This is a genomic window from Kitasatospora cystarginea (assembly GCF_039533515.1).
Classification (GTDB): domain Bacteria; phylum Actinomycetota; class Actinomycetes; order Streptomycetales; family Streptomycetaceae; genus Kitasatospora; species Kitasatospora cystarginea.
In genome coordinates this window covers 59,160-80,974 of record NZ_BAAATR010000019.1, presented here as the reverse complement: position 1 = coordinate 80,974, position 21,815 = coordinate 59,160, and the positions used below count along the sequence as shown (strand labels likewise).

Here is a 21,815-nt window from a genome sequence, read left to right as displayed (position 1 = left end):
GTCCGCGGCAACCCGTGGCGCCCCGTCGGGCGTCGTGGTCTTCGCCACAGTCGCTCGACGGCAGCGGCGCCAGCCTATCGGCCGGGCCGCCCTGTGGGACTGGACCGGAGTGACAGATGTCGGGGCCGGGATCTGTCCGGATCCGCAGCGCGGTTCCGGAATCGGTCCGAACGCTTCACCGGGCTCCGGTGCCCCGGTGCGGGGAGCCCCGGACGGAAACGCCGCGACGGCCCCGGGGCTCGTCGCGGCGCAACCGGATCGGCGCGTCCTGAGCCGGCGTCAGCTCCAGAGGTCGGTCAGCCGGACGTCGAGATCGGCCAGCAGGTGGCGCAGCAGTGGCAGCGAGAGGCCGATGACGTTGCCCGGGTCGCCGTCGATGCCGTCGATGAACGGCGCCGAGCGGCCGTCCAGGGTGAACGCCCCGGCCACGTGCAGCGGTTCACCGGTGGCGATGTACGCGGCGACCTCGGCGTCGTCCGGGTTGCCGAAGCGGACGGTGGTGGAGGCGGTCGCCGAGGACTGCTTGCCGGTGGCGGTGTCGATGACGCAGTGGCCGGTCCGCAGCACGCCGTCCCGGCCGCGCATGGACTGCCAGCGGGCGAGCGCCTCGGCCGCGTCGGCGGGCTTGCCGAGGGCTCGGCCGTCCAGCTCCAGGACGGAGTCGCAGCCGACCACCAGCTGGCCGTCGGCGAGCTCGGCGGCGACCGCGCGGGCCTTGGCCTCGGCCAGCACCAGCGCCAGCTCGCCGGGCGTGGGCGCGGTCAGCGCGTCCTCGTCCACACCGCTGATGATCACCTGCGGGTCGAGGCCGGCCTGGCGCAGCAGTCCGAGCCGGGCGGGGGATGCGGAGGCGAGGACGAGGGTGCGCTTGGTCATGCGGCCAAGCCTATGCGCTTCGGCGGTGGAGCCGGTCGCGGGCGGGCCCGGGCCGTCCCCACGCCGTCAACAGCCTCGGGCCACCAGCAACCCCGGGCCACCAGCAACCTCAGACCACCATCAGCACGATGGCGGCCACCAGAAGGAGAACGGCGAGCACCGGGCCGGCCCGGCGCAGCCGCTCCTGCACCTGGCGGGTTTCGGCCGAGGGCTCGTCCCGAGGATCTGACCACAGCATTCCCCAAGCCTGCGGCGGCAGGTGTGCCGGGCGCTTGAGTATCCGTACTCAGTTCGTCCACATTTTCTGGTGCGCGCATGACACCGCGGGTGGTGGCCGCTCGCGCCCTGTGGCCCGACCGGCGGGCGGCCGTCCGCTCCGCGCGGAGCCGCGCGGGGCGCGGACGGCCGCTGCCGGGGTCAGCCGGCCCAGCCGGAGGTGCGCCAGGCGTGGGCGCCGTGCTGTGGGATGCGGCGCAGCAGCCTGGCCCGGTCGTTCCATGCGGAGGCCGGGCCGCTCGCCTGCCGGGCCGCGTCGAGCGCGGCCTGTGCGGCGGCGGCCCGGGCTTGGACCACCGCCAGGACGGTGGCCAACTCCTCGGGGGTCGGCTGCCCGTGCAGCACCTGAATCGGAGGCATGCTCATATCCTCTTCCTGTTCGGACCGGTCCGAAAGTGCGCGAAAGGTCCGACTACAGCGGGATGTTGCCGTGCTTCTTGGGCGGCAGCACCTCGCGCTTGCCGCGCAGTGCGCGCAGCCCGCGGACGATGTGCCGACGGGTCTCGCTCGGCGCGATCACGGCGTCCACGTAACCGCGTTCGGCGGCCAGGTAGGGGTTGAGCAGGGTGTCCTCGTAGGAGGCGAGCAGCTCGGCGCGCTTGGCGTCGGCGTTCCCGGCGGCCTGGGCCTCGGCGATCTCGCGCCGGTGCAGGATGTTGACCGCGCCCTGGGCGCCCATCACGGCGATCTGCGCGGTCGGCCATGCCAGGTTGAGGTCCGCGCCCAGGTGCTTGGAGCCCATGACGTCGTAGGCGCCGCCGAAGGCCTTGCGGGTGATCACGGTGATCAGCGGGACGGTGGCCTCGGCGTAGGCGTAGATCAGCTTGGCGCCGCGGCGGATGATGCCGTCCCACTCCTGGCCGGTGCCGGGCAGGAAGCCGGGGACGTCCACGAAGGTGAGCACCGGGATGTTGAACGCGTCGCAGGTGCGCACGAAGCGGGCGGCCTTCTCGCTGGCGGCGATGTCCAGGCAGCCGGCCAGGTCCATCGGCTGGTTGCCGACCACGCCGACCGCATGGCCCTCGACCCGGCCGAAGCCGGTGATGATGTTGCCCGCGTACAGCGGCTGGGTCTCCAGGAACTCGCCGTCGTCCAGGATGTGTTCGATCACCGTGTGCATGTCGTACGGCTGGTTCGCCGAGTCAGGCACGAGCGTGTCGAGTTCCAGGTCCTCGGCAGTGATGGCCACATCGGCCTGCTCCGGGTAGACCGGCGGCTCGGAGAGGTTGTTCGAGGGCAGGTAGGAGAGGAGGTTCTTGACGTACTCGATGGCCTCCTTCTCGTCGGCGGCCAGGTAGTGCGCGTTGCCGGACTTGGTGTTGTGGGTGCGCGCGCCACCCAGCTCCTCCATGCCGACGTCCTCGCCGGTGACGGTCTTGATGACGTCCGGGCCGGTGATGAACATGTGCGAGGTCTGGTCGGCCATCACCACGAAGTCGGTGACGGCGGGGGAGTAGACCGCGCCGCCCGCGCACGGTCCCATGATCAGCGAGATCTGCGGGATGACACCCGAGGCGTGCACGTTGCGGCGGAAGATCTCGCCGTAGAGGCCGAGCGAGACCACGCCCTCCTGGATCCGGGCGCCGCCGGAGTCGTTGATGCCGATGACCGGGCAGCCGGTCTTCAGCGCGAAGTCCATCACCTTGACGATCTTCTCGCCGAAGACCTCGCCGAGGGAACCGCCGAAAACGGTGAAGTCCTGGGCAAAAACGGCCACTTGGCGGCCGTCGACGGTGCCGTAACCGGTCACCACGCCGTCGCCGTACGGTCGGTTCTTCTCCTGGCCGAAGTTGGTGGAACGGTGGCGGGCGAACTCGTCGAACTCCACGAAGGAGTCCTCGTCGAGGAGTTCGGTCACTCGCTCACGTGCCGTCAGCTTGCCCTTGGCGTGCTGCTTCTCGACCGCGGCGGCGGAGCCGGAGTGCACCGCCTCGTCGAGCCTGCGCCGCAGGTCGGCAAGCTTTCCGGCGGTGGTGTGCGGGTCGTACGGCGCCTCGGTCATCCGGTGGCTCTCCCTGGTCCATGGGCCGCGGCCTGTTCGGTCCCGTGCGTGAGGGCGCGTGCGGGCAGGGCGGCGCTGCGAACTACCGTTGGGTAGCGTAGCCAGCGCGGGCGGCTTGCGGTTATGGCCAGCGACACAGTGTGTTCATCCGGCTTTCTGCGGGAGCATGGGGCGGCCTGGCGCCTCTTGGGGTGGCGGTGCGGGGGCCCGGGCCCGGGCGGCATCCGGCACCCGGTCCACCCATCCGTGCACCTGAGGGGTTTCGGGGGCCGGCGTGGGTACGCTGAGCTGGTGACCGAGCCGACCCGCCCTCGTCGTAGCGGCCTGCGTGGCTTCGGCCACGACGGACCGTCCCCCTGGACCGATCTCGACCGCCCGCCGCTGGACGGCGCCCGGCTCGCCAGGGACCTGGTGGTCCCGGGCGGGTTCTGGACCGCCGTGGACGTGGTCGACGAGACCGGATCCACCAACACCGACCTCGCCGCCCGGGCCGGGGCGGGCGAAGCGGAGGGCGCCGTCCTGGTCGCCGAGGCGCAGAACGCGGGCCGTGGCCGGCTCGAACGGGTGTGGAGCGCACCGGCCCGCTCCGGCCTCTTCCTCTCCGTGCTGCTGCGCCCCGCCGACGTGCCGATGGAGCGGTACGGCTGGCTGCCGATCCTGGTCGGTGTCGCGGCGGCGAGCACGCTGGGCCGGGTGGCGGAGGTGGAGATCGGCCTGAAGTGGCCCAACGACCTGCTGGTCACCGTGGACGGCGTCGAGCGCAAGGTGGGCGGCATCCTGACCGAGCTGAGCGCCGGCGCGGTGGTCGCCGGTCTCGGTGTCAACGTCTCGCTGCGCGAGTCCGAACTGCCCGTTCCCGCCGCCGCTTCGCTGGTCCTGGCCGGGGCCGGGGTGGCCGACCGGGAGACCCTGCTGCGCGCGCTGCTGCGGGAGTTCGCCGAGCTGTACCAGGAGTGGGTGGCGGCGGCGGGCGACCCGTACGCCAGCGGGCTGCTGCCCGCCTACACGGCCCGCTGCACCACCCTGGGCCGGTCCGTGCGGGTCCAACTCCCGGGCGAGCGCGAACTGCTCGGCGAGGCCGTGGCGGTGGACGGCCTCGGCCGGCTGGTGGTCCGCACCGCCGACGGGCAGCGCCACCCGGTCGCCGCCGGGGACGTCGTACACGTACGGCCGGACCAGGGGTGACCGGGCCGGGCGGACGGAACGGCGGAGTCCCGGCGGGGTTCTGATCCGGCCTTGTCCCGGCCGGATGCCCCGGATCACGTGATTCCGTGCGAACATTCCACCTGGCAGCGGTGTGAGGCGCGCCACTACCCGAGCGGTGGTCGGGGCGCCCCTGGACAGGGCAGGGCGAGAGGCAAGTGCGGCAACCGCACGGGGATGGACCGGTGGTAGGCGAAAACGTCGGTGGCAACGGCGGCAAAGGCGACGCGGCGGACTCGGAGGAGCAGACGGTCGCGCTGGACCTGGAACGGCTGATCCTCGACGCGCCGCGCCGGTACACGCCGTACCAGGCCGCCCGCGCCGCCGACGTGCCGATGGAACTGGCCACCCGCTTCTGGCGGGCCATGGGCTTCCCGGACATCGGCCAGTCCCGGGCCCTGACCGACGGCGACGTGATCGCCCTGCGCAGGCTGGCCGGCCTGGTGGAATCCGGGTTGATCAGCGAGCCGATGGCGATCCAGGTGGCCCGCTCCACCGGCCAGACCACTGCCCGGCTGGCCGGCTGGCAGATGGACACCTTCCTGGAGAGCCTCACCCAGTCCATCGAGCCCGGCATGACCAGGGCCGAGGTGGCCTACCCGCTGGTCGAACTGCTGCTGCCGGAGCTGGAGCAGTTCCTGGTGTACGTCTGGCGGCGCCAGCTGGCCGCCGTCACCGGCCGGGTGGTGCAGGCCGCCGAGGACACCGAGATCACCAGCGGCCGGCTCGCCGTCGGCTTCGCCGACCTGGTCGGCTTCACCAGGCTCTCCCGCCGCCTGGAGGAGGAGGAACTCGGCACGCTGGTCGAGAACTTCGAGAACACCTGCTCCGACCTGATCGCCGGATTCGGCGGCCGGGTGATCAAGACGCTGGGCGACGAGATCCTGTACGTGACCGAGGATCCGGCCACCGCCGCCGAGATCGCGCTCAGCCTGGTGGAGGCGCTGGCCAAGGAGGACACCATCCCCGCCCTGCGGGTCGGGATGGCCTTCGGCACCGTCACCTCCCGGATGGGCGACGTCTTCGGCACCACGGTGAACCTGGCCAGCCGGCTGACCTCGATCGCGCCCAAGGACGCGGTGCTGGTGGACGGCGAGTTCGCCGCCGCGCTGGAGCAGAACGGCGCGGTCGTGCCGCCGTCGGTCTGCGCCTCGATGGAAGGGCTGGAGGAGCACCACACGCCCGGCTCCGCCGAGCACCGGTTCCACCTGCAGCCGATGTGGCGCCGCCCGGTGCGCGGGCTCGGCCTGGTGGAGCCCTGGCTGCTGAGCCGTCACGTCCACGATCTCTGAACCCGGTCTCACGGGATTCGCACATATTCGCGCGGACAAATGGGGCAAAGTCCCGGCGAAGGACCATAACCTTGGTCCAGGACGGTAGTCCTGGAGCGTTCTGGGCACGTCCGGGCAGGCCCCGGGCCAGTGCTCCCGGGCGGCCCCGGGGGATCAGGGATGAGGCGGAGCCGGTGAGCGAGGCGACCATGTCGGAACCCGTGCACGTGTCCGTACCGCCGGCCCTCGATCCGCGACTGCAGGCCGTCGTCGAGCTGGCCCAGGACATGGCGGTCGCCGTCACCCCGCTGGACGCCGTTCGGGCCGCGGCCGCGCGGGCCACCACCGCACTCGGCGCCACCATGGCCGCCGTCTCGGTGTGGGACCGCGAGTCGGGCCGGCTGCGGGTGCTGGTCAACCACGGCGAGTTGGCCCAGGGCGAGGAGGAGCTGCCGGAGGACGAGTCCTACCCGGTGGCGGACTTCCCGGAGATCGTCACATATCTGGAGGAGCACTGGACCACCGGCCGCCTCCCGCGCGCCTGGGTGCAGACCGCCGAGCACGCCGATGCCACGCACTCCGTGCACGCGCACCCGGGCGCCGGCGCGTTCTGTAAGCAGCGCGCCGTGGGATTGCGCCGACGCGGACGGAAGTGCTGCCTGGTCGCGCCGATCGTCCTGCACGGCCAGGCATGGGGTGAGCTCTATCTGGCCCGGAAGGCGGACCTGCCGGTCTTCACCGACGCGGACGCCGACTACGCGACGCTACTGGCGGCCCAGATCTCCGCCGGGCTCGCCCAGACCGAGCGGCTGACCGACCTGCGCCGGCTCGCCTTCACCGACCCGCTCACCGGTCTAGCCAACCGCCGGGCGGTCGACGCCAGGCTGGAGACCGCCCTGGCGGCCCACAACCGGGACGACACCGTGGTCAGCCTGGTGGTCTGCGACGTCAACGGACTCAAGCGGGTCAACGACCGGCTCGGCCACGAGGTCGGCGACCGGCTGCTGGAACGGTTCGCCCACCAGCTCTCGCTGGCCGCCGCCAAACTCCCCGGCAGCCTGGCCGCCCGGCTCGGCGGTGACGAGTTCTGCCTGCTGGTCGAGGGCCGCAAAGCAGACGAAGTTGTCGCGGTGGCCGAGGAGTTGGTCGCCCACTCGCTGGATCTCGCGGACGGCGAGGGGGTCGCCTGCGGGGTGGCTTCCACCGGTGATTCGATCGGCCCGGTCACCACCCCGGACAGGCTGTTCCGGCTCGCCGACGCAGCCCAGTACCGGGCCAAGGCCGCCCGGGCCACCCATCCCGTGGTCGCCGGACGGGGCCACGGTCCCGGGTTCGCCCCCGACCCGACCGTGCTGCTGGCCGACTCCGCCGACCCGCACCACCGCACCGACCGCCGCCCCGGCCGGGGCCACGCCCACGTCGGCGACCGCCGCCGGTTCCGGGGCGCCACGAACAGCGCCGACCCGGGGCAGCTGCTCGCCGTCGTGCTCGCCTCGCTCGACCAGCACGGCGCGGTCCGCACCCACCACCCCGCGGACACCCTCGGCCGGCTGGTCACCGTCGCCGGGACCGCTGCCCGGTTGCTGAACGCGGTCGGCTGGTGGGTCAGTTACGTACCGCCGGGCTCGCAGCTGATGCGCACCGTCCAGCACGCCGTCTACCGGATGACCAGCGGGCCGACCAGCAGCGGTGCCGAGACCCAGCGGGCCCAGATCGAGGCCCCGGACGCGGTGTTCGACCTCGGCTACTACCCGCTCACCCGCCGGGCCGTGCGCGGCGGGTCCTTCGCTCTGCGCTCCGGCGCCGCCGGGAACGACCCGGCGGAGGAGGCGATGATGATGGTCAGCGGCTACAAGGGCATGCTCGCGGCCGGCGGCGGCAACGCGGCGGGCGGCTGGCTGGTGGAGCTGTTCGCGGACGAGTCCACCCTGCCGTTCGGCCCGGTCACCGCGGCACTGCGGGCCCTGGTCGCGGTGGCCCTGTCCGGACCGACCTCGCCGCCGCCCTGAGCCCTCGCGCCCGCCGGGTCACGGTCGTGGCACGGCCGCACCCGGGTGCTGTCGCAGCGGCCTTGCGGGGTGCGACAGTCGACACTGCCGCTGGCTGCGGGGCCGGGGCTGGGAACGGGGGATGTCATGCGCACACGTCCGGCCGCGGTACTGCTCGCGCTGGCCCTGGCCGCCGGCGGGGCCACCTTGGCGGGTCCGCCGGCCTCGGCCGCGCCACTCGCGATCCAGGCGCCGACGGCGAGTCGGGCGACGGAGAGTCTGCCGACGGAGGGTCAACAGCGGTCGGACGGGGTGGGGCCGGTCGGGGCGCGGGCCCGGGCACGGTCGCTCGCGTCCGTTCCGCTGGCACGGGGCAAGTCCAAGATCCGGAGGAAGCGGGGCTTCGTCGGGAGGCTGGTCGGGACGGCCTTCGGCCTGGTCGCGTTGTTCGTGGTCCTGTTCGTCGTCATCGTGCTGGTGGTCGTGGCGCGGCGCGGCAGCCGCCGGCGCGAGAACGGGTGACCCGGCGGCGGGGCCGGTCAGGGGCGCAGCGCGCGCAGCAGGGCCTCGACCATGGCGTCCGCGTACGCCTGGTCGATCGGTCCGGTGCCCAGCAGCCAGCGGTAGTGCAGCGGGCCGTAGACCAGGTCCACGGCGAGGTCCAGGTCGAGGTCCTCGGCCAGCTGCCCGGCCCGCTGGGCGCTGCGCAGCCGGTCCCTGGTGACCTCCAGGAGGGGGCCGAGCAGTCGGGCCCGGTACTCCCGGAGCAGGGTGGGGTCGAGCTGGATCTCGGCCGAGATGGCGCGGCCGACCCGTTCGAACGCGGGATCGGCGAGCTGTTCGGCGGCCGGCCGGAGCAGGGCCCGTAGGTCGGCGGCCAGGTCCCCGGTGTCGGGGAGGTCCAGGCCGCCGGCCTCGTTCTCGTTGGCGGCCAGGAAGGCGTCGAAGACCACCGCCCCCTTCGAGGGCCACCAGCGGTAGATGGTCTGCTTGCCGACGCCCGCTCGGGCGGCGATCGCCTCGATGGTGAGCTTCGCGTACCCGAGCTCGGTCGCCAGTTCGGCGGCGGCGGTGAGGATGGCCTGTCTGGAGCGCTCGTTGCGGCGGGCCGGGTCCGGGGTGCTGCTGGTGCGTGCCATGCGGGAATTCTAGCGAGTCAGACGAGACGATACGTCTCGTATTGACGAACCATCGGAAGCCGTGCACCCTGGAGGGGTGGCGAGACGGAGCGTCTCGCCAGGATCGATCGCCCGATCTGGAGGACGTATGCCCCGCCCCGCGCACATCGCCATGGTCTCCATCCCGGCCCACGGCCATGTCAACCCGAGCCTGGCGGTCATCCGTGAGCTGGTCGCGCGCGGACACCGCGTCAGCTACGCCAACGACCCGTCGTTCGCCGCAGTGGTGGAGCCCACCGGTGCCCGCCTCGTCCCCTGCGGCTCCACCCTGCCACTGGCCGACGACCCGTCGGGCTGGCCCGATGACCTGGTCGAGGTGCAGGACCTCTTCCTGGACGACGCGATCGCGATGCTTCCGCAGCTGCGCGCCGCCTTCGACGACGACAGGCCGGACCTGGTGCTGTGCGACATCGCCGCCTACGCCGCCCGGGTGCTGGCCGAGGGCTGGCGGCTGCCGATCGTCCAGCTCTCGCCGACCTATGTCGCCTGGGAGGGCTACGAGGAGGAGATGGCGCCGGTCTTCGAACCGGTCATGGGCACTCCTCGCGGCCTCGGGCACTACGCCCGCTTCGCCCGCTGGCTCGCCGAGAACGGCGCGGGCGGCGACCGCCCCGACCCGAAGGCGTTCACCGGCCGGCCGGAGCGCAGCCTCGTACTCGTCCCGCGGGCCCTGCAGCCCAACGCGGACCGGGTCGACCCCGGGCGGTACACCTTCGTCGGACCGTGCTTCGGCGACCGCTCCGCGCAGGGCGGTTGGACGCGGCCGGCGGACGCCGGGAAGGTGCTGCTGATCTCGCTCGGTTCGGCCTTCACCCAGCAGCCCGCGTTCTACCGCGAGTGCCTGAAGGCCTTCGGTGACCTGCCCGACTGGCACGTGGTGCTCCAGATCGGCAGGCACGTGGACCCGGCCGGGCTGGGCGAGCTGCCCGGCAACGTCGAGGTGCACTCGTGGGTGCCCCAACTCGCCGTGCTGGAACAGGCCGACGCGTTCGTCACGCATGCCGGTATGGGCGGTGCGAGCGAGGGGCTGTACTGCGGGCTGCCGATGATCGCCGTGCCGCAGGCGGCGGACCAGTTCTCCAACGCCGACCGGCTGGTCGAACTCGGGGTCGGGCGGCGGATCGACACCGCAGAGGCGACCGCGGCCGAGCTGCGCGCGGCCCTGCTGGAGCTCACCGCGGACCCGGAGGTCGCCGCGCGGCTGGAGGGGATCCGGAGCGAGCTCCGCGCGGAGGGCGGCAGCGCGAGGGCCGCCGACCTGATCGAGGCGCACCTTCCCGGCTGACCCTGCCTCCGGGCGGCCGGTGGCGCCGGCGCGGGCCCTGCCGGAGCGGGCCGCCGGCGTGAACCGGCAGGCTGCGACGGTCGGTTGAGGGCGCCCGGCCGGCCGTGTCCCGCCGGTGGGCCTCACGCTCCAGGGGGCCGGCGCCCTCCCCCGTCGGGCTCTGTCGTGCCCTTCCCGCGCCCCGGACGGGCTTCGGCCGGCTCCGCGATGCGGTCCGGGCGGGTGTAGACGTTGGCGCCGTGACCGCGCAGGAAGCCGACCAGGGTGAGGCCGAGCTCCTCGGCCAGGTCCACCGCGAGCGAGGACGGCGCGGAGACCGCGGCGAGCAGCGGGATCCCGGCGAGGGCCGCCTTCTGGGTCAGTTCGAACGAGGCGCGGCCGCTGACCAGCAGCAGGTGGCCGGTCAGCGGCAGTCGCCCCTCGCGCAGGGCCCACCCGATCACCTTGTCCACCGCGTTGTGCCGGCCGACGTCCTCGCGGGCGCAGAGCAGTTCGCCGTCCGGGGTGAACAGGCCGGCCGCGTGCAGTCCGCCGGTGGACTCGAAGGTGCGCTGCGCCGCGCGCAGCCGGTCCGGCAGGGCGTAGAGCAGTTCGGGGGTGACCGTGAGCGAGTCCCGGTCGAGCGGATGGCGGACGTGCATCCGCACCGCGTCGACGGTGTCCCGGCCGCACAGGCCGCAGGCGCTGGTGGTCAGCAGGTTGCGGTGGCTGGAGAGGGCGGTGGCGCCGCCGCGTACGGTCGCGTCCACCACGTTGTAGCTGTTCGCGCCGTCGGCGTCGGTCCCGGCGCAGTAGCGGAGCGCGGCGAGCTGGTCGGAGCGCTCGACCATCCCCTCGCCGACCAGGAACCCGGCCACCAGGTCGAAGTCGTGCCCGGGGGTGCGCATGGTCACGGTCAGCGCCTGGCCGCCGACCCGGATCTCCAGCGGCTCCTCCGCCGCCAGCGCGTCCGGCCGTGCGCCCCGCTCGTCCCCGCGCAGCCGTATCACCCGACGCCGCACCGTTGCCCGTGCCATCAGCCCTCCGCCTCCCCGTGTCTCCTCGCTCAGCTTGCGCCACCCGGCCGCCACGGCGGAAATCCGCGGGGTCCGCCGGGCTCCGCCACCCGCGGGACGCCGTCGTCGGCCGCCGCCACCGACCCGGGCCGGGGATCCCGTGGGACGAGATCTCTCGGAACGATGGTTGTCATATTCTCATTCACCTGCTCTGATTATGTATATGGATATGCACAGTGCTGTGGCCCCCGACGCGCCGCTCGTGCTGGTCGGCAAGGCCGACGTCAGCGCCGAGGACGTGATCGCCGTCGCGCGGGGCAATGCCCGGGTCGAGATCGGCCCCGACGCGCTCGCCGAGATGGCGGGTGCCCGGGCGCGGATCGATGCTCTCGCGGCCGAGCCGCGTCCCGTCTACGGCGTCTCCACCGGGTTCGGTGCGCTCGCCGTCCGGCACATCAGCCCCGAGCTGCGGGCGCAGCTCCAGCGTTCGCTGGTCCGCTCGCACGCCGCCGGCATGGGCCCCGCGGTGGAGCGGGAGGTGGTCAGGGCGCTGGTGTTCCTGCGGATGAAGACGCTGGCCTCCGGCCGCACCGGTGTCCGTCCGCTGGTCGCGCAGACCATGGCCGCCATCCTCAACGCGGGCATCACCCCGGTGGTGCGGGAGTTCGGCTCGCTGGGCTGCTCCGGCGACCTGGCCCCGCTGTCGCACTGCGCGCTGGTCCTGATGGGCGAGGGCGAGGCGTTCGGCCCGGACGGCGGGATCCGCCCCGCCGGTGAGCTGCTGGAGGAGGCCGGCATCGAGCCGGTCGAGCTGCTGGAGAAGGAGGGCCTGGCCCTCATCAACGGCACCGACGGCATGCTCGGCATGCTGGTGATGGCCATCGCCGACCTCTCCCGCCTGTTCACCACCGCCGACATCACCGCCGCGATGACCCTGGAGGCGCTGCTCGGCACCGAGAAGGTGCTCGCCCCCGAGCTGCACGCCCCGATCCGTCCGCACCCCGGCCAGGCGCTCAGCGCGGCCAACATGCTCGCCGTGCTCCAGGGCTCCGGGCTGACCGGGCACCACCAGGACGACGCTCCGCGCGTCCAGGACGCCTACTCCATCCGCTGCGCCCCGCAGGTGGCAGGCGCCGGTCGCGACACCCTCGCGCACGCCCAGCTGGTCGCCTCCCGCGAACTGGCCGCCTCGGTCGACAACCCGGTGGTGCTGCCGGACGGCCGGGTCGAGTCGAACGGCAACTTCCACGGCGCCCCGGTCGCGTACGTGCTGGACTTCCTCGCCATCGCCGCCGCCGACCTGGGTTCGATCTCCGAGCGCCGCACCGACCGGCTGCTGGACAAGGCGCGCTCGCACGGCCTGCCGGCCTTCCTGGCCGACGACCCGGGCGTGGACTCCGGTCTGATGATCGCCCAGTACACCCAGGCCGCCCTGGTCAGCGAGAACAAGCGGCTGGCCGTCCCGGCCTCGGTGGACTCCATCCCGTCCTCGGCGATGCAGGAGGACCATGTCTCGATGGGCTGGTCCGCGGCCCGCAAGCTGCGAGCGGCCGTGGACAACCTCGGCCGGATCCTGGCGGTCGAACTGACCGCCGCCGCCCGTGCGTTGGAGATCCGTACCGACAACGGCAGCGGGCCGACCGCGCCCGCCACCGCCGCCGCCGTCGCCGCCGCGCGCGCGGCCGGTGTCGGCGGGCCCGGGCGGGACCGCTTCCTCTCGCCCGACCTGGAGGCCGCCGCGGCGCTGGTCGCCTCGGGCGAGCTGGTCCGGGCCGTCGAGCGGGTGACCGGGCCGCTGGCCTGAGCACCCGGGGTGTAAGACCGACCGGCAGCAGGGAGCGCGGCCGCGGGCCCTAACGCCGGTCGGTCCGAGCAGGGGCGCGAGGCCCTGCCCGGCCAGCCCGCGGCGCGTACGCGGTCGACCGGGCGGGCACCGCGCCCCGCGGGTTCGCCCGACCGCCCGGAAGGGCCCGTTCGGCGGCCCGGATACCCTGGCCCGACGCCCCCGGCGGGCCGTCCCGCTGTTCGATACGTCGTTGCCCGCCCGGGCGGGACTGCGCCACAGTCGTCCCACCCGTCGTGACCGGTCCCGTGGCCGACGGCGTGTGCTGCCACCAGAGCCCGGAGGTACCGCTGATGACCGCCATGGACGAGACCGGCACGGCCGGCCCCTCCGCCCGACTGCTGCAGCTCTTCGAGGGCCACCGGCTCACCCCGACCCAGCGGCGGATCGCGCACTCGCTGGTCCGGCACGCCAACGAGGCGCCGTTCCTCTCCAGCGTCGAGGTGGCCGAACTCGCCGGGGTCAGCCAGCCCTCGGTCACCCGCTTCGCCGTCGCGCTCGGCTTCGACGGCTACCCGGCACTGCGCCGGCAGCTGCGCGATCTGGGCGCGGGCGAGCAGGCGGCGCCCGAGACGCCCGACGACGCGGTCCGCAACGAGCACCAGCAGGCCGTGCTCGCCGAGATCGAGCACCTGCGCCACCTCGCCGAGCTGCTGGCCGACCCCGAGCCGATCGTCCGCGCCGCCCGGCTGCTGGCCGCCTCCCGTCCGCTGCCGGTGCTCGGGCTGCGCGCGGCCTCCGCCCAGGCCAGGGGCTTCGCGTACTTCGCGGCCAAGGTGCACCCGGACATCCGGCTGCTGGACGAGGGCGGCAGCATGCTCGCCGACCGGCTGGAACAGGCCGCCGCCGCCGGGGCGAGCGCGTTGCTCTGCTTCGCCCTGCCGCGCTACCCGCGCGAGCTGATGGACGCCCTCGCCGTCGCCCGGGACTGCGGGTTGACCGTCCTCACCGTCGCGGACAGCTCCTTCGCCCCGGTCGCCAAGCTCTCCGACCTCCTCCTCCCGGCGGCGGTCGGCACCGGTCTGGTCTTCGACACCGCCTGCGCGCCGATGATGCTCGGCCGGGTCCTGCTGCAGAGCATGTGCGACGAACTCCCGGGTGCGGAAGCCAGGTTGGAGGCCATCGAGCACTCGGCTGCGGCGCGCGGGCTGTTCCTGGAATAGCCGCCCGGCCGCTCCGGTCGGCCGGGAAACGGAGACATCCGCTCGCTCCGGGGCGGTTGCTGACACCCCGTGGGCGGGCATCTCATCAACAGGCCCCGGTGCAGGGGCCGGACGGGGGTGCCAGCCATGCGTCCGATCCACCAGATGAGACTGACCGGCCGGCTCGCCTCGGGGGCCGACGAGTGGTCCTGCCCCACCTGCGGCCGTCGTATCGCGCTGCGGCGTCCGCCCGACACGGAAGTGGTGGTCCTGGACGTCGGCGACGAGTCCGCCGTCCACGTCGGGCTCGTCGAGCCGGACGAGGCCGCCGCGGCGGTGGCGGAGAAGTACGGCCTCGGCCCGATCCAGGAGATCCCGCGCCCGCCGGCTCCCGCCGCCCCCGACGCCGTGCGGTCCGATGCCGCGCGGGGCGACCTGGTCGGGCCCGACGCCGAGGACCGCGCCTGGCTGGCCGAGATCGGCATCGACTGGGACGGCGGCGCGGCGGCCTGAGCCACCTGCCCCCGGATCCTCGGCGTCAGCGCCGCGCGGCGGCCGCCAGGTGCTCGGCCAGTGCCCGGGCGGCCGCCGCGTCCAGCGGCTCGTGGCCGACCAGCAGCCGGTACCAGAGGAAGCCGTAGCCGAGGTCGACCAGTACGGACGGGTCCGCGTCCGGCCTCAACTCGCCGCGCTCCTGGGCGCGTTGGAACAGCAGCCGGAGCGCGGAGCGGCGCCGGGCGGTGAAGTCGGCGAGTACCGCGGCGACCGCCCGCTCGCGCTGCGCCCCGGACACCACTTCGACGAGCAGCCGGGTCATGCCCTGGTCCGCCAGTGCGGCGAAGGAGGCCCGGAAGAACTCGGCGAGATCCCCGGACAACGAGCCGGTGTCGGGCAGTTCGACCACGGCGGACGCGTGCCGGTCCATCGCCTCGGCGACCACCGCGCCCTTGGTGGGCCACCAGCGGTAGACGGTCTGCTTGCCGACGCCCGCCGCGCGGGCGATCTTGTCGATGGTCAGCTCCTGCTGCCCGGGGTCGCGGAGCAGCTCCATGGTCGCGCTCAGTACCGCCTGCCGGGCCGCCTCGTTGCGCCTGCGACCGGTGTGCGGCCGGGCGGCTGCCGGACGGCCGCTCTCTTCCACGGCGCTGACCTGCGGTTCTTCCATGTGCCGAGAATACACCTTGACGAGACTAGGAGTCTCGACAAAGATTTGTCGAGACAGATCGTCTCAACAACTCGCCGGCCCGTGGTCCTTGGGCCGGCCTCTTCACGGGGGAGTCACCATGTCCGCATCCTTCGCAGGCCAGCGCGTCGCCGTCATGGGTGCCAGCCACGGCATCGGCGAAGCCACCGCTCGGGAGTTCGCCGAGGCCGGGGCCCAGGTGGTCATCACCGGGCGGGCCAAGGTGCGCCTCGACGCCGCCGCGACCCGGATCGGCCACCCGGTCGCCGTCGCCGAGATGGACGCCACCGATCCGGACTCGGTGGCCGCCTTCTTCGCCGCGGTCGAGCCGCTGGACCACCTGGTGATCGCGCTCAGCTCCGGTGCGATCGGTCTCGGCCCCTTCGCCGAGCTCGCCGAGGCCGACCTGCGCACGGCCTTCGACGGCAAGGTCTTCGCGCACCTGCGCATCCTCCGGGCTGCGCTTCCCAGGATCCGCCGGGACGGCTCGGTCACGCTGATCACGGCGGCCTCCGCGCGGGCCGCGCTCCCCGGTTCGGCCGGCCTGGCGGCGGTCAACGGGGCGCTGGAGTCGGCGGTGCCGCCGCTCGCGGCCGAGCTGGCTCCGCTGCGGATCAACGCGGTCTCGCCGGGCGTGGTCGACACCGCCTGGTGGGCCGGGATGCCGGAGGCCGACCGTGCCGCGCTCTTCGAGGGTGTTGCCGCGAGCCTCCCGGTCGGCCGGGTCGGCCGGCCCGAGGACATCGCCCGGGCCATCACCTACCTCGCGGGCAACGGCTTCGTCACCGGCACCGTGCTGGACTGCGCCGGCGGCGCCACCCTGGCCACCGGTCGCTGAGCCGGGCGGCCGAAGCCGGGGCCGGGCCACCGCCCGCCCGTCGGATGGCCGCCCGGCGGACCGTCTGCTGCTGTATGGATCTATTCAGGACTGCCCTCTGGTCTCGGCCCTCTTGTTTGGATATATTCAGAGCGTTCGATCCTGAATGAATCCATCCGCAAGGAGGCCGGGAGCATGGTTCAGCAGCAGGCGGGCAGTGGCCCGCGCGAGGTGCGTGCGGCGCGCGGGACTCAGCTGACCGCGCAGGGCTGGCAGCAGGAAGCCGCGATGCGGATGCTCATGAACAACCTCGACCCCGAGGTCGCCGAGCACCCGTCCAAGCTGGTCGTCTACGGTGGCACCGGCAAGGCCGCGCGCGACTGGCGCTCGTTCGACGCGATGGTCCGCACCCTGCAGACGCTCAAGCAGGACGAGACCATGCTGGTCCAGTCGGGCCGCCCGGTCGGTGTGATGCAGACCCACGAGTGGGCGCCGCGCGTCCTGATCGCCAACTCCAACCTGGTCGGCGACTGGGCCAACTGGGAGGAGTTCCGCCGGCTGGAGAGCCTCGGGCTCACCATGTACGGGCAGATGACCGCCGGTTCCTGGATCTACATCGGCACCCAGGGCATCCTGCAAGGCACCTACGAGACCTTCGCCGCCGTCGCCGCCAAGAAGTTCAACGGCACGCTGGCGGGCACCATCACGCTGACCGCCGGTCTCGGCGGCATGGGCGGCGCCCAGCCGCTGGCCGTCACCATGAACGGCGGCGTGGCGATCTGCATCGACTGCGACCCCTCCCGGATCGCCCGCCGGATCGAGCACCGCTACCTGGACGTCGAGGCGAAGGACCTCGCCCACGCGCTCGAACTGGCCACCGCCGCCCGGGACAAGAAGCAGCCGCTCTCCATCGGCGTGCTGGGCAACGCCGCCGAGCTGGTCCCGCAGCTGCTGGCGATGGACGCCCCGATCGACATCGTCACCGACCAGACCAGCGCCCACGACCCGCTGAGCTACCTGCCGATCGGCGTCGAGTTCGCCGACATGGCCGAGTACGCCGCCGCCAAGCCGGCCGAGTTCACCCAGCGCTCCCGAGAGTCGATGGCCAGGCACGTCGAGGCGATGGTCGGCTTCCAGGACGCCGGCGCCGAGGTCTTCGACTACGGCAACTCGATCCGCGGCGAGGCCCAACTCGCGGGCTACCAGCGGGCCTTCGAGTTCCCCGGGTTCGTCCCGGCGTACATCCGCCCGCTGTTCTGCGAGGGCAAGGGCCCGTTCCGCTGGGCGGCGCTCTCCGGTGACGCGCAGGACATCCACAAGACCGACAAGGCCGTGCTCGACCTCTTCCCGGAGAACGAGTCGCTGCACCGCTGGATCAAGATGGCCCAGGAGAAGGTGCACTTCCAGGGCCTCCCGGCGCGCATCTGCTGGCTCGGCTACGGCGAGCGCGACAAGGCCGGCGAGCGCTTCAACGACATGGTCGCCTCCGGCGAGCTCTCCGCCCCGATCGTCATCGGCCGTGACCACCTCGACTGCGGCTCGGTCGCCTCCCCGTACCGCGAGACCGAGGCGATGCTGGACGGTTCGGACGCCATCGCCGACTGGCCGCTGCTCAATGCCATGGTCAACGTCGCCTCCGGCGCGTCCTGGGTCTCCATCCACCACGGCGGCGGCGTCGGCATCGGCCGCTCGATCCACGCCGGCCAGGTCACCGTCGCCGACGGTACGGCGCTCGCGGGCGAGAAGATCCGCCGGGTGCTCACCAACGACCCGGGCATGGGCGTCATCCGGCACGTCGACGCCGGCTACGACCGCGCCAGTGAGGTCGCGGCCGAGCGCGGGGTGCGCGTCCCGATGGGCGAGCTGTGACCTCCGGCAGTTTCGAACGGATGTGGGCGGAGCTGCTCCCCGTGGGCCGCTCCGCCTCCTCCGGCGGCTACCGCCGCTTCGCCTGGAACTCCGCCGACGCCGAGTGCCGGGCCTGGTTCGAGGAACAGGCCCGCTCACGCGGCCTGACCTACGAGCTGGACCGCAACGGCAACCAGTGGGCCTGGCTGGGCGATCCGAGCGGCGAGGGCGCGGTCGTCACCGGCTCGCACCTGGACTCCGTCCCGGACGGCGGTGCCTTCGACGGCCCGCTCGGGGTGGTCTCCTCCTTCGCCGCCCTGGACGAACTCCGCTTGCGCGGTGCCGAGTTCAGCAGGCCGCTGGCGATCGTCAACTTCGGGGACGAGGAGGGCGCCCGGTTCGGCGTCGCCTGCGTCGGATCGCGGCTGAGCGCGGGGGTGCTGAGCCGCGAGCAGGCGTTTGAGCTGCGCGACGCCGACGGCGTGCGGCTGCCCGACGCGATGGAGCGGGCCGGCCACGACCCGGGCGCGATCGGCGCGGACGGCGACCGGCTCGCCCGGATCGGCGCCTTCGTCGAGCTGCACGTCGAGCAGGGCCGCTACCTGACCCAGGGGCAGCCGGTCGGGGTGGCCAGCGCGATCTGGCCGCACGGCCGCTGGCGCTTCGACTTCCACGGCGAGGCCAACCACGCCGGCACCACCCGGATCGAGGACCGCCGCGACCCGATGCTCACCTACGCCAACACGGTGCTCGCCGCCCGCAAGAAGGCGAAGCTGGCGGGTGCGCTGGCCACCTTCGGCAAGGTCGCGGTGGAGCCCAACGGCACCAACGCCATCGCCTCCCTGGTCCGCGGCTGGCTGGACTCCCGGGCCGCCGACGAGCGGACCCTGGACGCGCTGGTCGAGGAGATCCGGCAGGCGGCGTACGAGCGCGGTGCCCGCGACGGCGTGCGGGTCGAGCTGACCCGGGAGTCGTTCACGCCGGTCGTCGACTTCGACTCCCCGCTGCGCGACCGCCTCGCCAAGCTGCTCGGCGACGTCCCCGTGCTGCCCACCGGGGCGGGACACGACGCCGGAATCCTGGCATCGGTGATCCCGACCGCCATGCTGTTCGTGCGGAACCCGAGCGGAGTCTCGCACTCCCCGGCCGAGCACGCCGAGGAGCCCGACTGCCTCGCCGGAGTGGCCGCCCTCGCCGACGTACTGGAGGACCTCGCATGCCAGCCGTAGCCACGTACTGGGCGGAGCACGCCTGGCTGCCGCACGCCGGCGGTCCGGTGGTCGGGCACGAGGTGCTGATCGGTGTCGGCCCGGACGGCAGGATCACCGAGGTCACCCCGGACAGCGGGCCCTGCCCGCCGGACGCCGTCAAGCTCACCGGCCTGACCCTGCCGGGCCAGGCCAACGCCCACTCGCACGCCTTCCACCGCGCCCTGCGCGGCCACGTCCAGATCGGCTCGGGCACCTTCTGGACCTGGCGGGACACCATGTACCGGTTCGCCGGGGCGCTCGACCCGGACAGCTACCTGGCGCTGGCCACCGCCGTGTACGCGGAGATGGCCCTCGCCGGGATCACCGCCGTCGGCGAGTTCCACTACCTGCACCACGCGCCCGGCGGCGGCCGCTACGGCGATGCCAACGCCATGGGTGAGGCGCTGATCGAGGCGGCGGCCCGGGCCGGCATCCGGATCACCCTGCTGGACACCTGCTACCTCTCCTCCGGGTTCGGCGCCGAGCCCACCGAGCCGCAGCTGCGGTTCAGCGACGGCGACGCGGACGCCTGGGCGGCGCGGGCCGGCGAGCTCAAGGAGCGCGGGCACGCCAGGATCGGCGCGGCCATCCACTCGGTCCGGGCCGTCCCGGCCGACCAGCTGGCCACCGTCGCGCACTGGGCGGCGATGCGCAGGGCACCGCTGCACGTCCACCTCTCCGAGCAGACCGCCGAGAACGACGCCTGCCTCACCGCCCACGGCGTCACCCCGACCCGGCTGCTCGCCGACCACGGCGTCCTCGGCCCGCGCACCTCGGCCGTGCACGCCACCCACCTCACCGACGAGGACATCCGGCTGCTCACCGACTCCTCGACCAACATCTGCATGTGCCCGACCACCGAACGCGACCTCGCGGACGGCATCGGACCGGCCCGGCGGCTGGCCAGCGGCGGCTGCCCGATCACCCTGGGCAGCGACAGCCACGCCGTCATCGACCCGTTCGAGGAGGCCCGGGCGCTGGAGCTGAACGAGCGCCTGCACAGCCGCACCCGGGGCCACTGGACGGCCGGCGCCCTGCTGCGGGCCGGCACCGAGGACGGCCACGCCTCGCTCGGCTGGCCCGAGGCGGGCCGGATCGAGGCCGGTGCGCTGGCGGACCTCGCCGTGGTCGCGCTGGACTCGGTACGCACCGCCGGGCCCGCCCCCGCGCTCGGTGCCGAGACGGCCGTCTTCGCGGCCTCGGCCGCCGACGTCCGGCACGTGGTGGTGGGCGGCCGGCAGATCGTCCGCGACGGGGTGCACCAGCTGGTCGCGGACGTTCCGGCGGCGCTGCGCGACTCCATCGCCGCACTGCAGTCCTGAGTCCTGCCAGGCGCGCGGACGGTTCGCGGCCACGGGCGCGGGAAGTCGCAGCGCCCCCGGTGGTGCACCTTCCGCGCCCCGAAACCCCCCGAAAGGCTTCCCTTGAGCACTCTCCTGATCACCGATGTCGGCAGTCTGGTCACCAACGACCCCGCGCACGGCACCGGCCCGCTGGGCCTGCTGGAGGACGCCGCCGTGCTGGTCGAGGCCGGGCGGGTGGCGTGGGTCGGCCCGGCGGCCTCGGCGCCCGCCGCCGACGAGCGGTACGAGGCGGGCGGCCGGGCGCTACTGCCGGGCTTCGTGGACTCGCACGCGCACCTGGTCTTCGCCGGTGACCGTACCGCCGAGTTCAACGCCCGGATGTCCGGCCAGTCCTACAGCGCCGGCGGCATCCGGACCACCGTCGCCGCCACCCGCGCCGCGAGCGACGAGGAGCTGGACGCCAACCTGGTCCGCTTCCTGAACGAGGCGCTCCGCCAGGGCACCACCACCGTGGAGTGCAAGTCCGGCTACGGCCTCACGGTCGCCGACGAGGCACGCGCGCTGCGGATCGCCGCCTCGCACACCCCCGAGACCACCTACCTGGGCGCCCATGTGGTGGCCCCCGAGTTCGCCGACGACCCGGCGGCCTACGTGGAGCTGGTGACCGGCGAGATGTTGGACGCCTGCGCTCCGCACGCCCGCTGGGTGGACGTCTTCTGCGAGCAGGGCGCCTTCGACGGGGACCAGGCCCGGGCCGTCCTCACCGCCGGGGCCGAGCGCGGACTGATCCCCCGGGTGCACGCCAACCAGCTGTCCCACGGGCCCGGGGTGCAGCTGGCCGTGGAGCTCGGCGCGGCCTCGGCCGACCACTGCACCCATCTCTCCGACGCCGACGTGGCCGCGCTGGCGGAGTCGGACACCGTGGCCACCCTGCTCCCCGGCGCGGAGTTCTCCACCCGCGCGAAGTACCCCGACGCGCGCCGGCTGCTGGATGCGGGCGCCACCGTCGCGCTGTCCACGGACTGCAACCCGGGCTCCAGCTTCACCAGCTCGATGGCCTTCTGCATCGCGGTGGCCGTCCGCGAGATGGGCATGACCCCGGACGAGGCCGTGTACGCCGCGACCGCCGGCGGCGCCCGGGCGCTGCGGCGCACCGACGTCGGCGGCATCACCGTGGGAGCCCGGGCCGACCTGCAGCTGCTCGACGCCCCCTCGCACGTGCACCTGGCCTACCGTCCCGGCGTGCCGCTCACGGCGGCGGTCTGGCGCGCGGGCGTGCGGATGGTCTGAGCCAAAGCGGCGAAGGGCCGGTACCCGTGGGGGTACCGACCCTTCGCCGGTGGGGATCAGCGGT

At 73.6% G+C, this 21,815-nt stretch carries 19 protein-coding genes and 1 pseudogene; 13 read left to right on the top strand and 7 right to left on the bottom strand.

The window, feature by feature from the left end; genetic code table 11:
• Positions 1-279: 279 nt before the first annotated feature.
• The 4 genes from ABD369_RS21240 to ABD369_RS21225 form a co-directional block, all read right to left on the bottom strand.
• The gene (locus ABD369_RS21240) at positions 280-876 is read right to left on the bottom strand and encodes a nucleoside triphosphate pyrophosphatase (protein ID WP_344638058.1); all 597 of its coding nucleotides are present in this window, start codon (positions 874-876) and stop codon (positions 280-282) included.
• Between the two features lie 109 nt (positions 877-985).
• A complete protein-coding gene (gene mmpB, locus ABD369_RS21235) occupies positions 986-1,114 on the bottom strand; it encodes a morphogenic membrane protein MmpB (RefSeq protein ID WP_344638057.1) in 129 nt (42 codons plus the stop codon).
• 179 nt (positions 1,115-1,293) lie between these two features.
• On the bottom strand, positions 1,294-1,512 hold the full coding sequence (locus ABD369_RS21230) for an acyl-CoA carboxylase subunit epsilon (protein WP_344638056.1): 219 nt from the start codon (positions 1,510-1,512) through the stop codon (positions 1,294-1,296).
• A 52-nt stretch (positions 1,513-1,564) separates the two neighbouring features.
• A complete protein-coding gene (locus ABD369_RS21225) occupies positions 1,565-3,154 on the bottom strand; it encodes an acyl-CoA carboxylase subunit beta (protein WP_344638055.1) in 1,590 nt (529 codons plus the stop codon).
• A 291-nt stretch (positions 3,155-3,445) separates the two neighbouring features.
• Between ABD369_RS21225 and ABD369_RS21220 the strand changes: the two genes are divergently transcribed.
• The 4 genes and pseudogenes from ABD369_RS21220 (at position 3,446) to ABD369_RS21205 (ending at position 8,138) form a co-directional block, all read left to right on the top strand.
• The gene (locus ABD369_RS21220; RefSeq protein WP_344638054.1) at positions 3,446-4,339 is read left to right on the top strand and encodes a biotin--[acetyl-CoA-carboxylase] ligase; all 894 of its coding nucleotides are present in this window, start codon (positions 3,446-3,448) and stop codon (positions 4,337-4,339) included.
• 203 nt (positions 4,340-4,542) lie between these two features.
• On the top strand, positions 4,543-5,649 hold the full coding sequence (locus ABD369_RS21215; RefSeq protein WP_344638053.1) for an adenylate/guanylate cyclase domain-containing protein: 1,107 nt from the start codon (positions 4,543-4,545) through the stop codon (positions 5,647-5,649).
• A gap of 266 nt (positions 5,650-5,915) precedes the next feature.
• Positions 5,916-7,073, top strand: a pseudogene (locus ABD369_RS21210) (GGDEF domain-containing protein); the annotation flags it as partial.
• Between the two features lie 690 nt (positions 7,074-7,763).
• Positions 7,764-8,138, top strand: a complete 375-nt coding sequence (locus ABD369_RS21205) for a hypothetical protein (protein ID WP_344638052.1) — start codon at positions 7,764-7,766, stop codon at positions 8,136-8,138.
• A gap of 17 nt (positions 8,139-8,155) precedes the next feature.
• Here ABD369_RS21205 and ABD369_RS21200 read toward each other — a convergent pair whose 3' ends face one another.
• Positions 8,156-8,755 carry a TetR/AcrR family transcriptional regulator gene (locus ABD369_RS21200; protein WP_344638051.1) on the bottom strand — a complete coding sequence of 200 codons (600 nt, stop codon included), beginning with the start codon at positions 8,753-8,755 and terminating at the stop codon, positions 8,156-8,158.
• A 76-nt stretch (positions 8,756-8,831) separates the two neighbouring features.
• On the opposite strand from ABD369_RS21200, the gene ABD369_RS21195 reads away from it, so the two are divergent.
• Complete coding sequence (locus ABD369_RS21195) at positions 8,832-10,079, top strand: macrolide family glycosyltransferase (protein WP_425557703.1); 1,248 nt, start codon at positions 8,832-8,834, stop codon at positions 10,077-10,079.
• 122 nt (positions 10,080-10,201) lie between these two features.
• Here ABD369_RS21195 and fdhD read toward each other — a convergent pair whose 3' ends face one another.
• Positions 10,202-11,095, bottom strand: a complete 894-nt coding sequence (gene fdhD / locus ABD369_RS21190; RefSeq protein WP_344638049.1) for a formate dehydrogenase accessory sulfurtransferase FdhD — start codon at positions 11,093-11,095, stop codon at positions 10,202-10,204.
• Between the two features lie 208 nt (positions 11,096-11,303).
• On the opposite strand from fdhD, the gene hutH reads away from it, so the two are divergent.
• The 3 genes from hutH (at position 11,304) to ABD369_RS21175 (ending at position 14,572) form a co-directional block, all read left to right on the top strand.
• Positions 11,304-12,878 (top strand): histidine ammonia-lyase, encoded by a 1,575-nt coding sequence (gene hutH / locus ABD369_RS21185; RefSeq protein ID WP_344638048.1) that lies wholly within the window; start codon positions 11,304-11,306, stop codon positions 12,876-12,878.
• A 332-nt stretch (positions 12,879-13,210) separates the two neighbouring features.
• Positions 13,211-14,080: a MurR/RpiR family transcriptional regulator gene (locus ABD369_RS21180; protein ID WP_344638129.1), complete on the top strand. Its 870-nt coding sequence runs from the start codon at positions 13,211-13,213 to the stop codon at positions 14,078-14,080.
• A gap of 144 nt (positions 14,081-14,224) precedes the next feature.
• Positions 14,225-14,572, top strand: coding sequence for a hypothetical protein (locus tag ABD369_RS21175; RefSeq protein WP_344638047.1), 348 nt, complete (start codon positions 14,225-14,227; stop codon positions 14,570-14,572).
• A 25-nt stretch (positions 14,573-14,597) separates the two neighbouring features.
• On the opposite strand, the gene ABD369_RS21170 is transcribed toward ABD369_RS21175, so the two are convergent.
• Entirely contained in the window at positions 14,598-15,224 is a 627-nt protein-coding gene (locus tag ABD369_RS21170; protein ID WP_344638046.1) for a TetR/AcrR family transcriptional regulator, read from the bottom strand.
• A 118-nt stretch (positions 15,225-15,342) separates the two neighbouring features.
• Between ABD369_RS21170 and ABD369_RS21165 the strand changes: the two genes are divergently transcribed.
• The 5 genes from ABD369_RS21165 to hutI all read left to right on the top strand — a co-directional run bounded on the left by ABD369_RS21165 (position 15,343) and on the right by hutI (position 21,751).
• Positions 15,343-16,080 (top strand): SDR family oxidoreductase, encoded by a 738-nt coding sequence (locus ABD369_RS21165; RefSeq protein ID WP_344638045.1) that lies wholly within the window; start codon positions 15,343-15,345, stop codon positions 16,078-16,080.
• A gap of 174 nt (positions 16,081-16,254) precedes the next feature.
• Positions 16,255-17,928 (top strand): urocanate hydratase, encoded by a 1,674-nt coding sequence (hutU, locus tag ABD369_RS21160; protein ID WP_344638044.1) that lies wholly within the window; start codon positions 16,255-16,257, stop codon positions 17,926-17,928.
• A 20-nt stretch (positions 17,929-17,948) separates the two neighbouring features.
• Entirely contained in the window at positions 17,949-19,136 is a 1,188-nt protein-coding gene (locus tag ABD369_RS21155; RefSeq protein ID WP_344638128.1) for an allantoate amidohydrolase, read from the top strand.
• Positions 19,124-20,479 (top strand): formimidoylglutamate deiminase, encoded by a 1,356-nt coding sequence (locus ABD369_RS21150; RefSeq protein ID WP_344638043.1) that lies wholly within the window; start codon positions 19,124-19,126, stop codon positions 20,477-20,479. Before ABD369_RS21155 ends, ABD369_RS21150 begins: the two co-directional genes overlap by 13 nt.
• Before the next feature lie 102 nt (positions 20,480-20,581).
• Positions 20,582-21,751 carry an imidazolonepropionase gene (gene hutI / locus ABD369_RS21145; protein ID WP_344638042.1) on the top strand — a complete coding sequence of 390 codons (1,170 nt, stop codon included), beginning with the start codon at positions 20,582-20,584 and terminating at the stop codon, positions 21,749-21,751.
• The last annotated feature ends 64 nt before the right edge of the window (positions 21,752-21,815 follow it).

What these genes read in the sequence shown, in the direction of transcription:
- ABD369_RS21240 (WP_344638058.1), bottom strand. Translation starts at nt 876, where the DNA reads ATGACCAAGCGCACCCTCGTCCTCGCCTCCGCATCCCCCGCCCGGCTC.
- mmpB (WP_344638057.1), bottom strand. Translation starts at nt 1,114, where the DNA reads ATGCTGTGGTCAGATCCTCGGGACGAGCCCTCGGCCGAAACCCGCCAG.
- ABD369_RS21230 (WP_344638056.1), bottom strand. Translation starts at nt 1,512, where the DNA reads ATGCCTCCGATTCAGGTGCTGCACGGGCAGCCGACCCCCGAGGAGTTG.
- ABD369_RS21225 (WP_344638055.1), bottom strand. Translation starts at nt 3,154, where the DNA reads ATGACCGAGGCGCCGTACGACCCGCACACCACCGCCGGAAAGCTTGCC.
- ABD369_RS21205 (WP_344638052.1), top strand. Translation starts at nt 7,764, where the DNA reads ATGCGCACACGTCCGGCCGCGGTACTGCTCGCGCTGGCCCTGGCCGCC.
- ABD369_RS21200 (WP_344638051.1), bottom strand. Translation starts at nt 8,755, where the DNA reads ATGGCACGCACCAGCAGCACCCCGGACCCGGCCCGCCGCAACGAGCGC.
- fdhD (WP_344638049.1), bottom strand. Translation starts at nt 11,095, where the DNA reads ATGGCACGGGCAACGGTGCGGCGTCGGGTGATACGGCTGCGCGGGGAC.
- hutH (WP_344638048.1), top strand. Translation starts at nt 11,304, where the DNA reads ATGCACAGTGCTGTGGCCCCCGACGCGCCGCTCGTGCTGGTCGGCAAG.
- ABD369_RS21180 (WP_344638129.1), top strand. Translation starts at nt 13,211, where the DNA reads ATGACCGCCATGGACGAGACCGGCACGGCCGGCCCCTCCGCCCGACTG.
- ABD369_RS21175 (WP_344638047.1), top strand. Translation starts at nt 14,225, where the DNA reads ATGAGACTGACCGGCCGGCTCGCCTCGGGGGCCGACGAGTGGTCCTGC.
- ABD369_RS21170 (WP_344638046.1), bottom strand. Translation starts at nt 15,224, where the DNA reads ATGGAAGAACCGCAGGTCAGCGCCGTGGAAGAGAGCGGCCGTCCGGCA.
- ABD369_RS21165 (WP_344638045.1), top strand. Translation starts at nt 15,343, where the DNA reads ATGTCCGCATCCTTCGCAGGCCAGCGCGTCGCCGTCATGGGTGCCAGC.
- hutU (WP_344638044.1), top strand. Translation starts at nt 16,255, where the DNA reads ATGGTTCAGCAGCAGGCGGGCAGTGGCCCGCGCGAGGTGCGTGCGGCG.
- ABD369_RS21155 (WP_344638128.1), top strand. Translation starts at nt 17,949, where the DNA reads ATGTGGGCGGAGCTGCTCCCCGTGGGCCGCTCCGCCTCCTCCGGCGGC.
- ABD369_RS21150 (WP_344638043.1), top strand. Translation starts at nt 19,124, where the DNA reads ATGCCAGCCGTAGCCACGTACTGGGCGGAGCACGCCTGGCTGCCGCAC.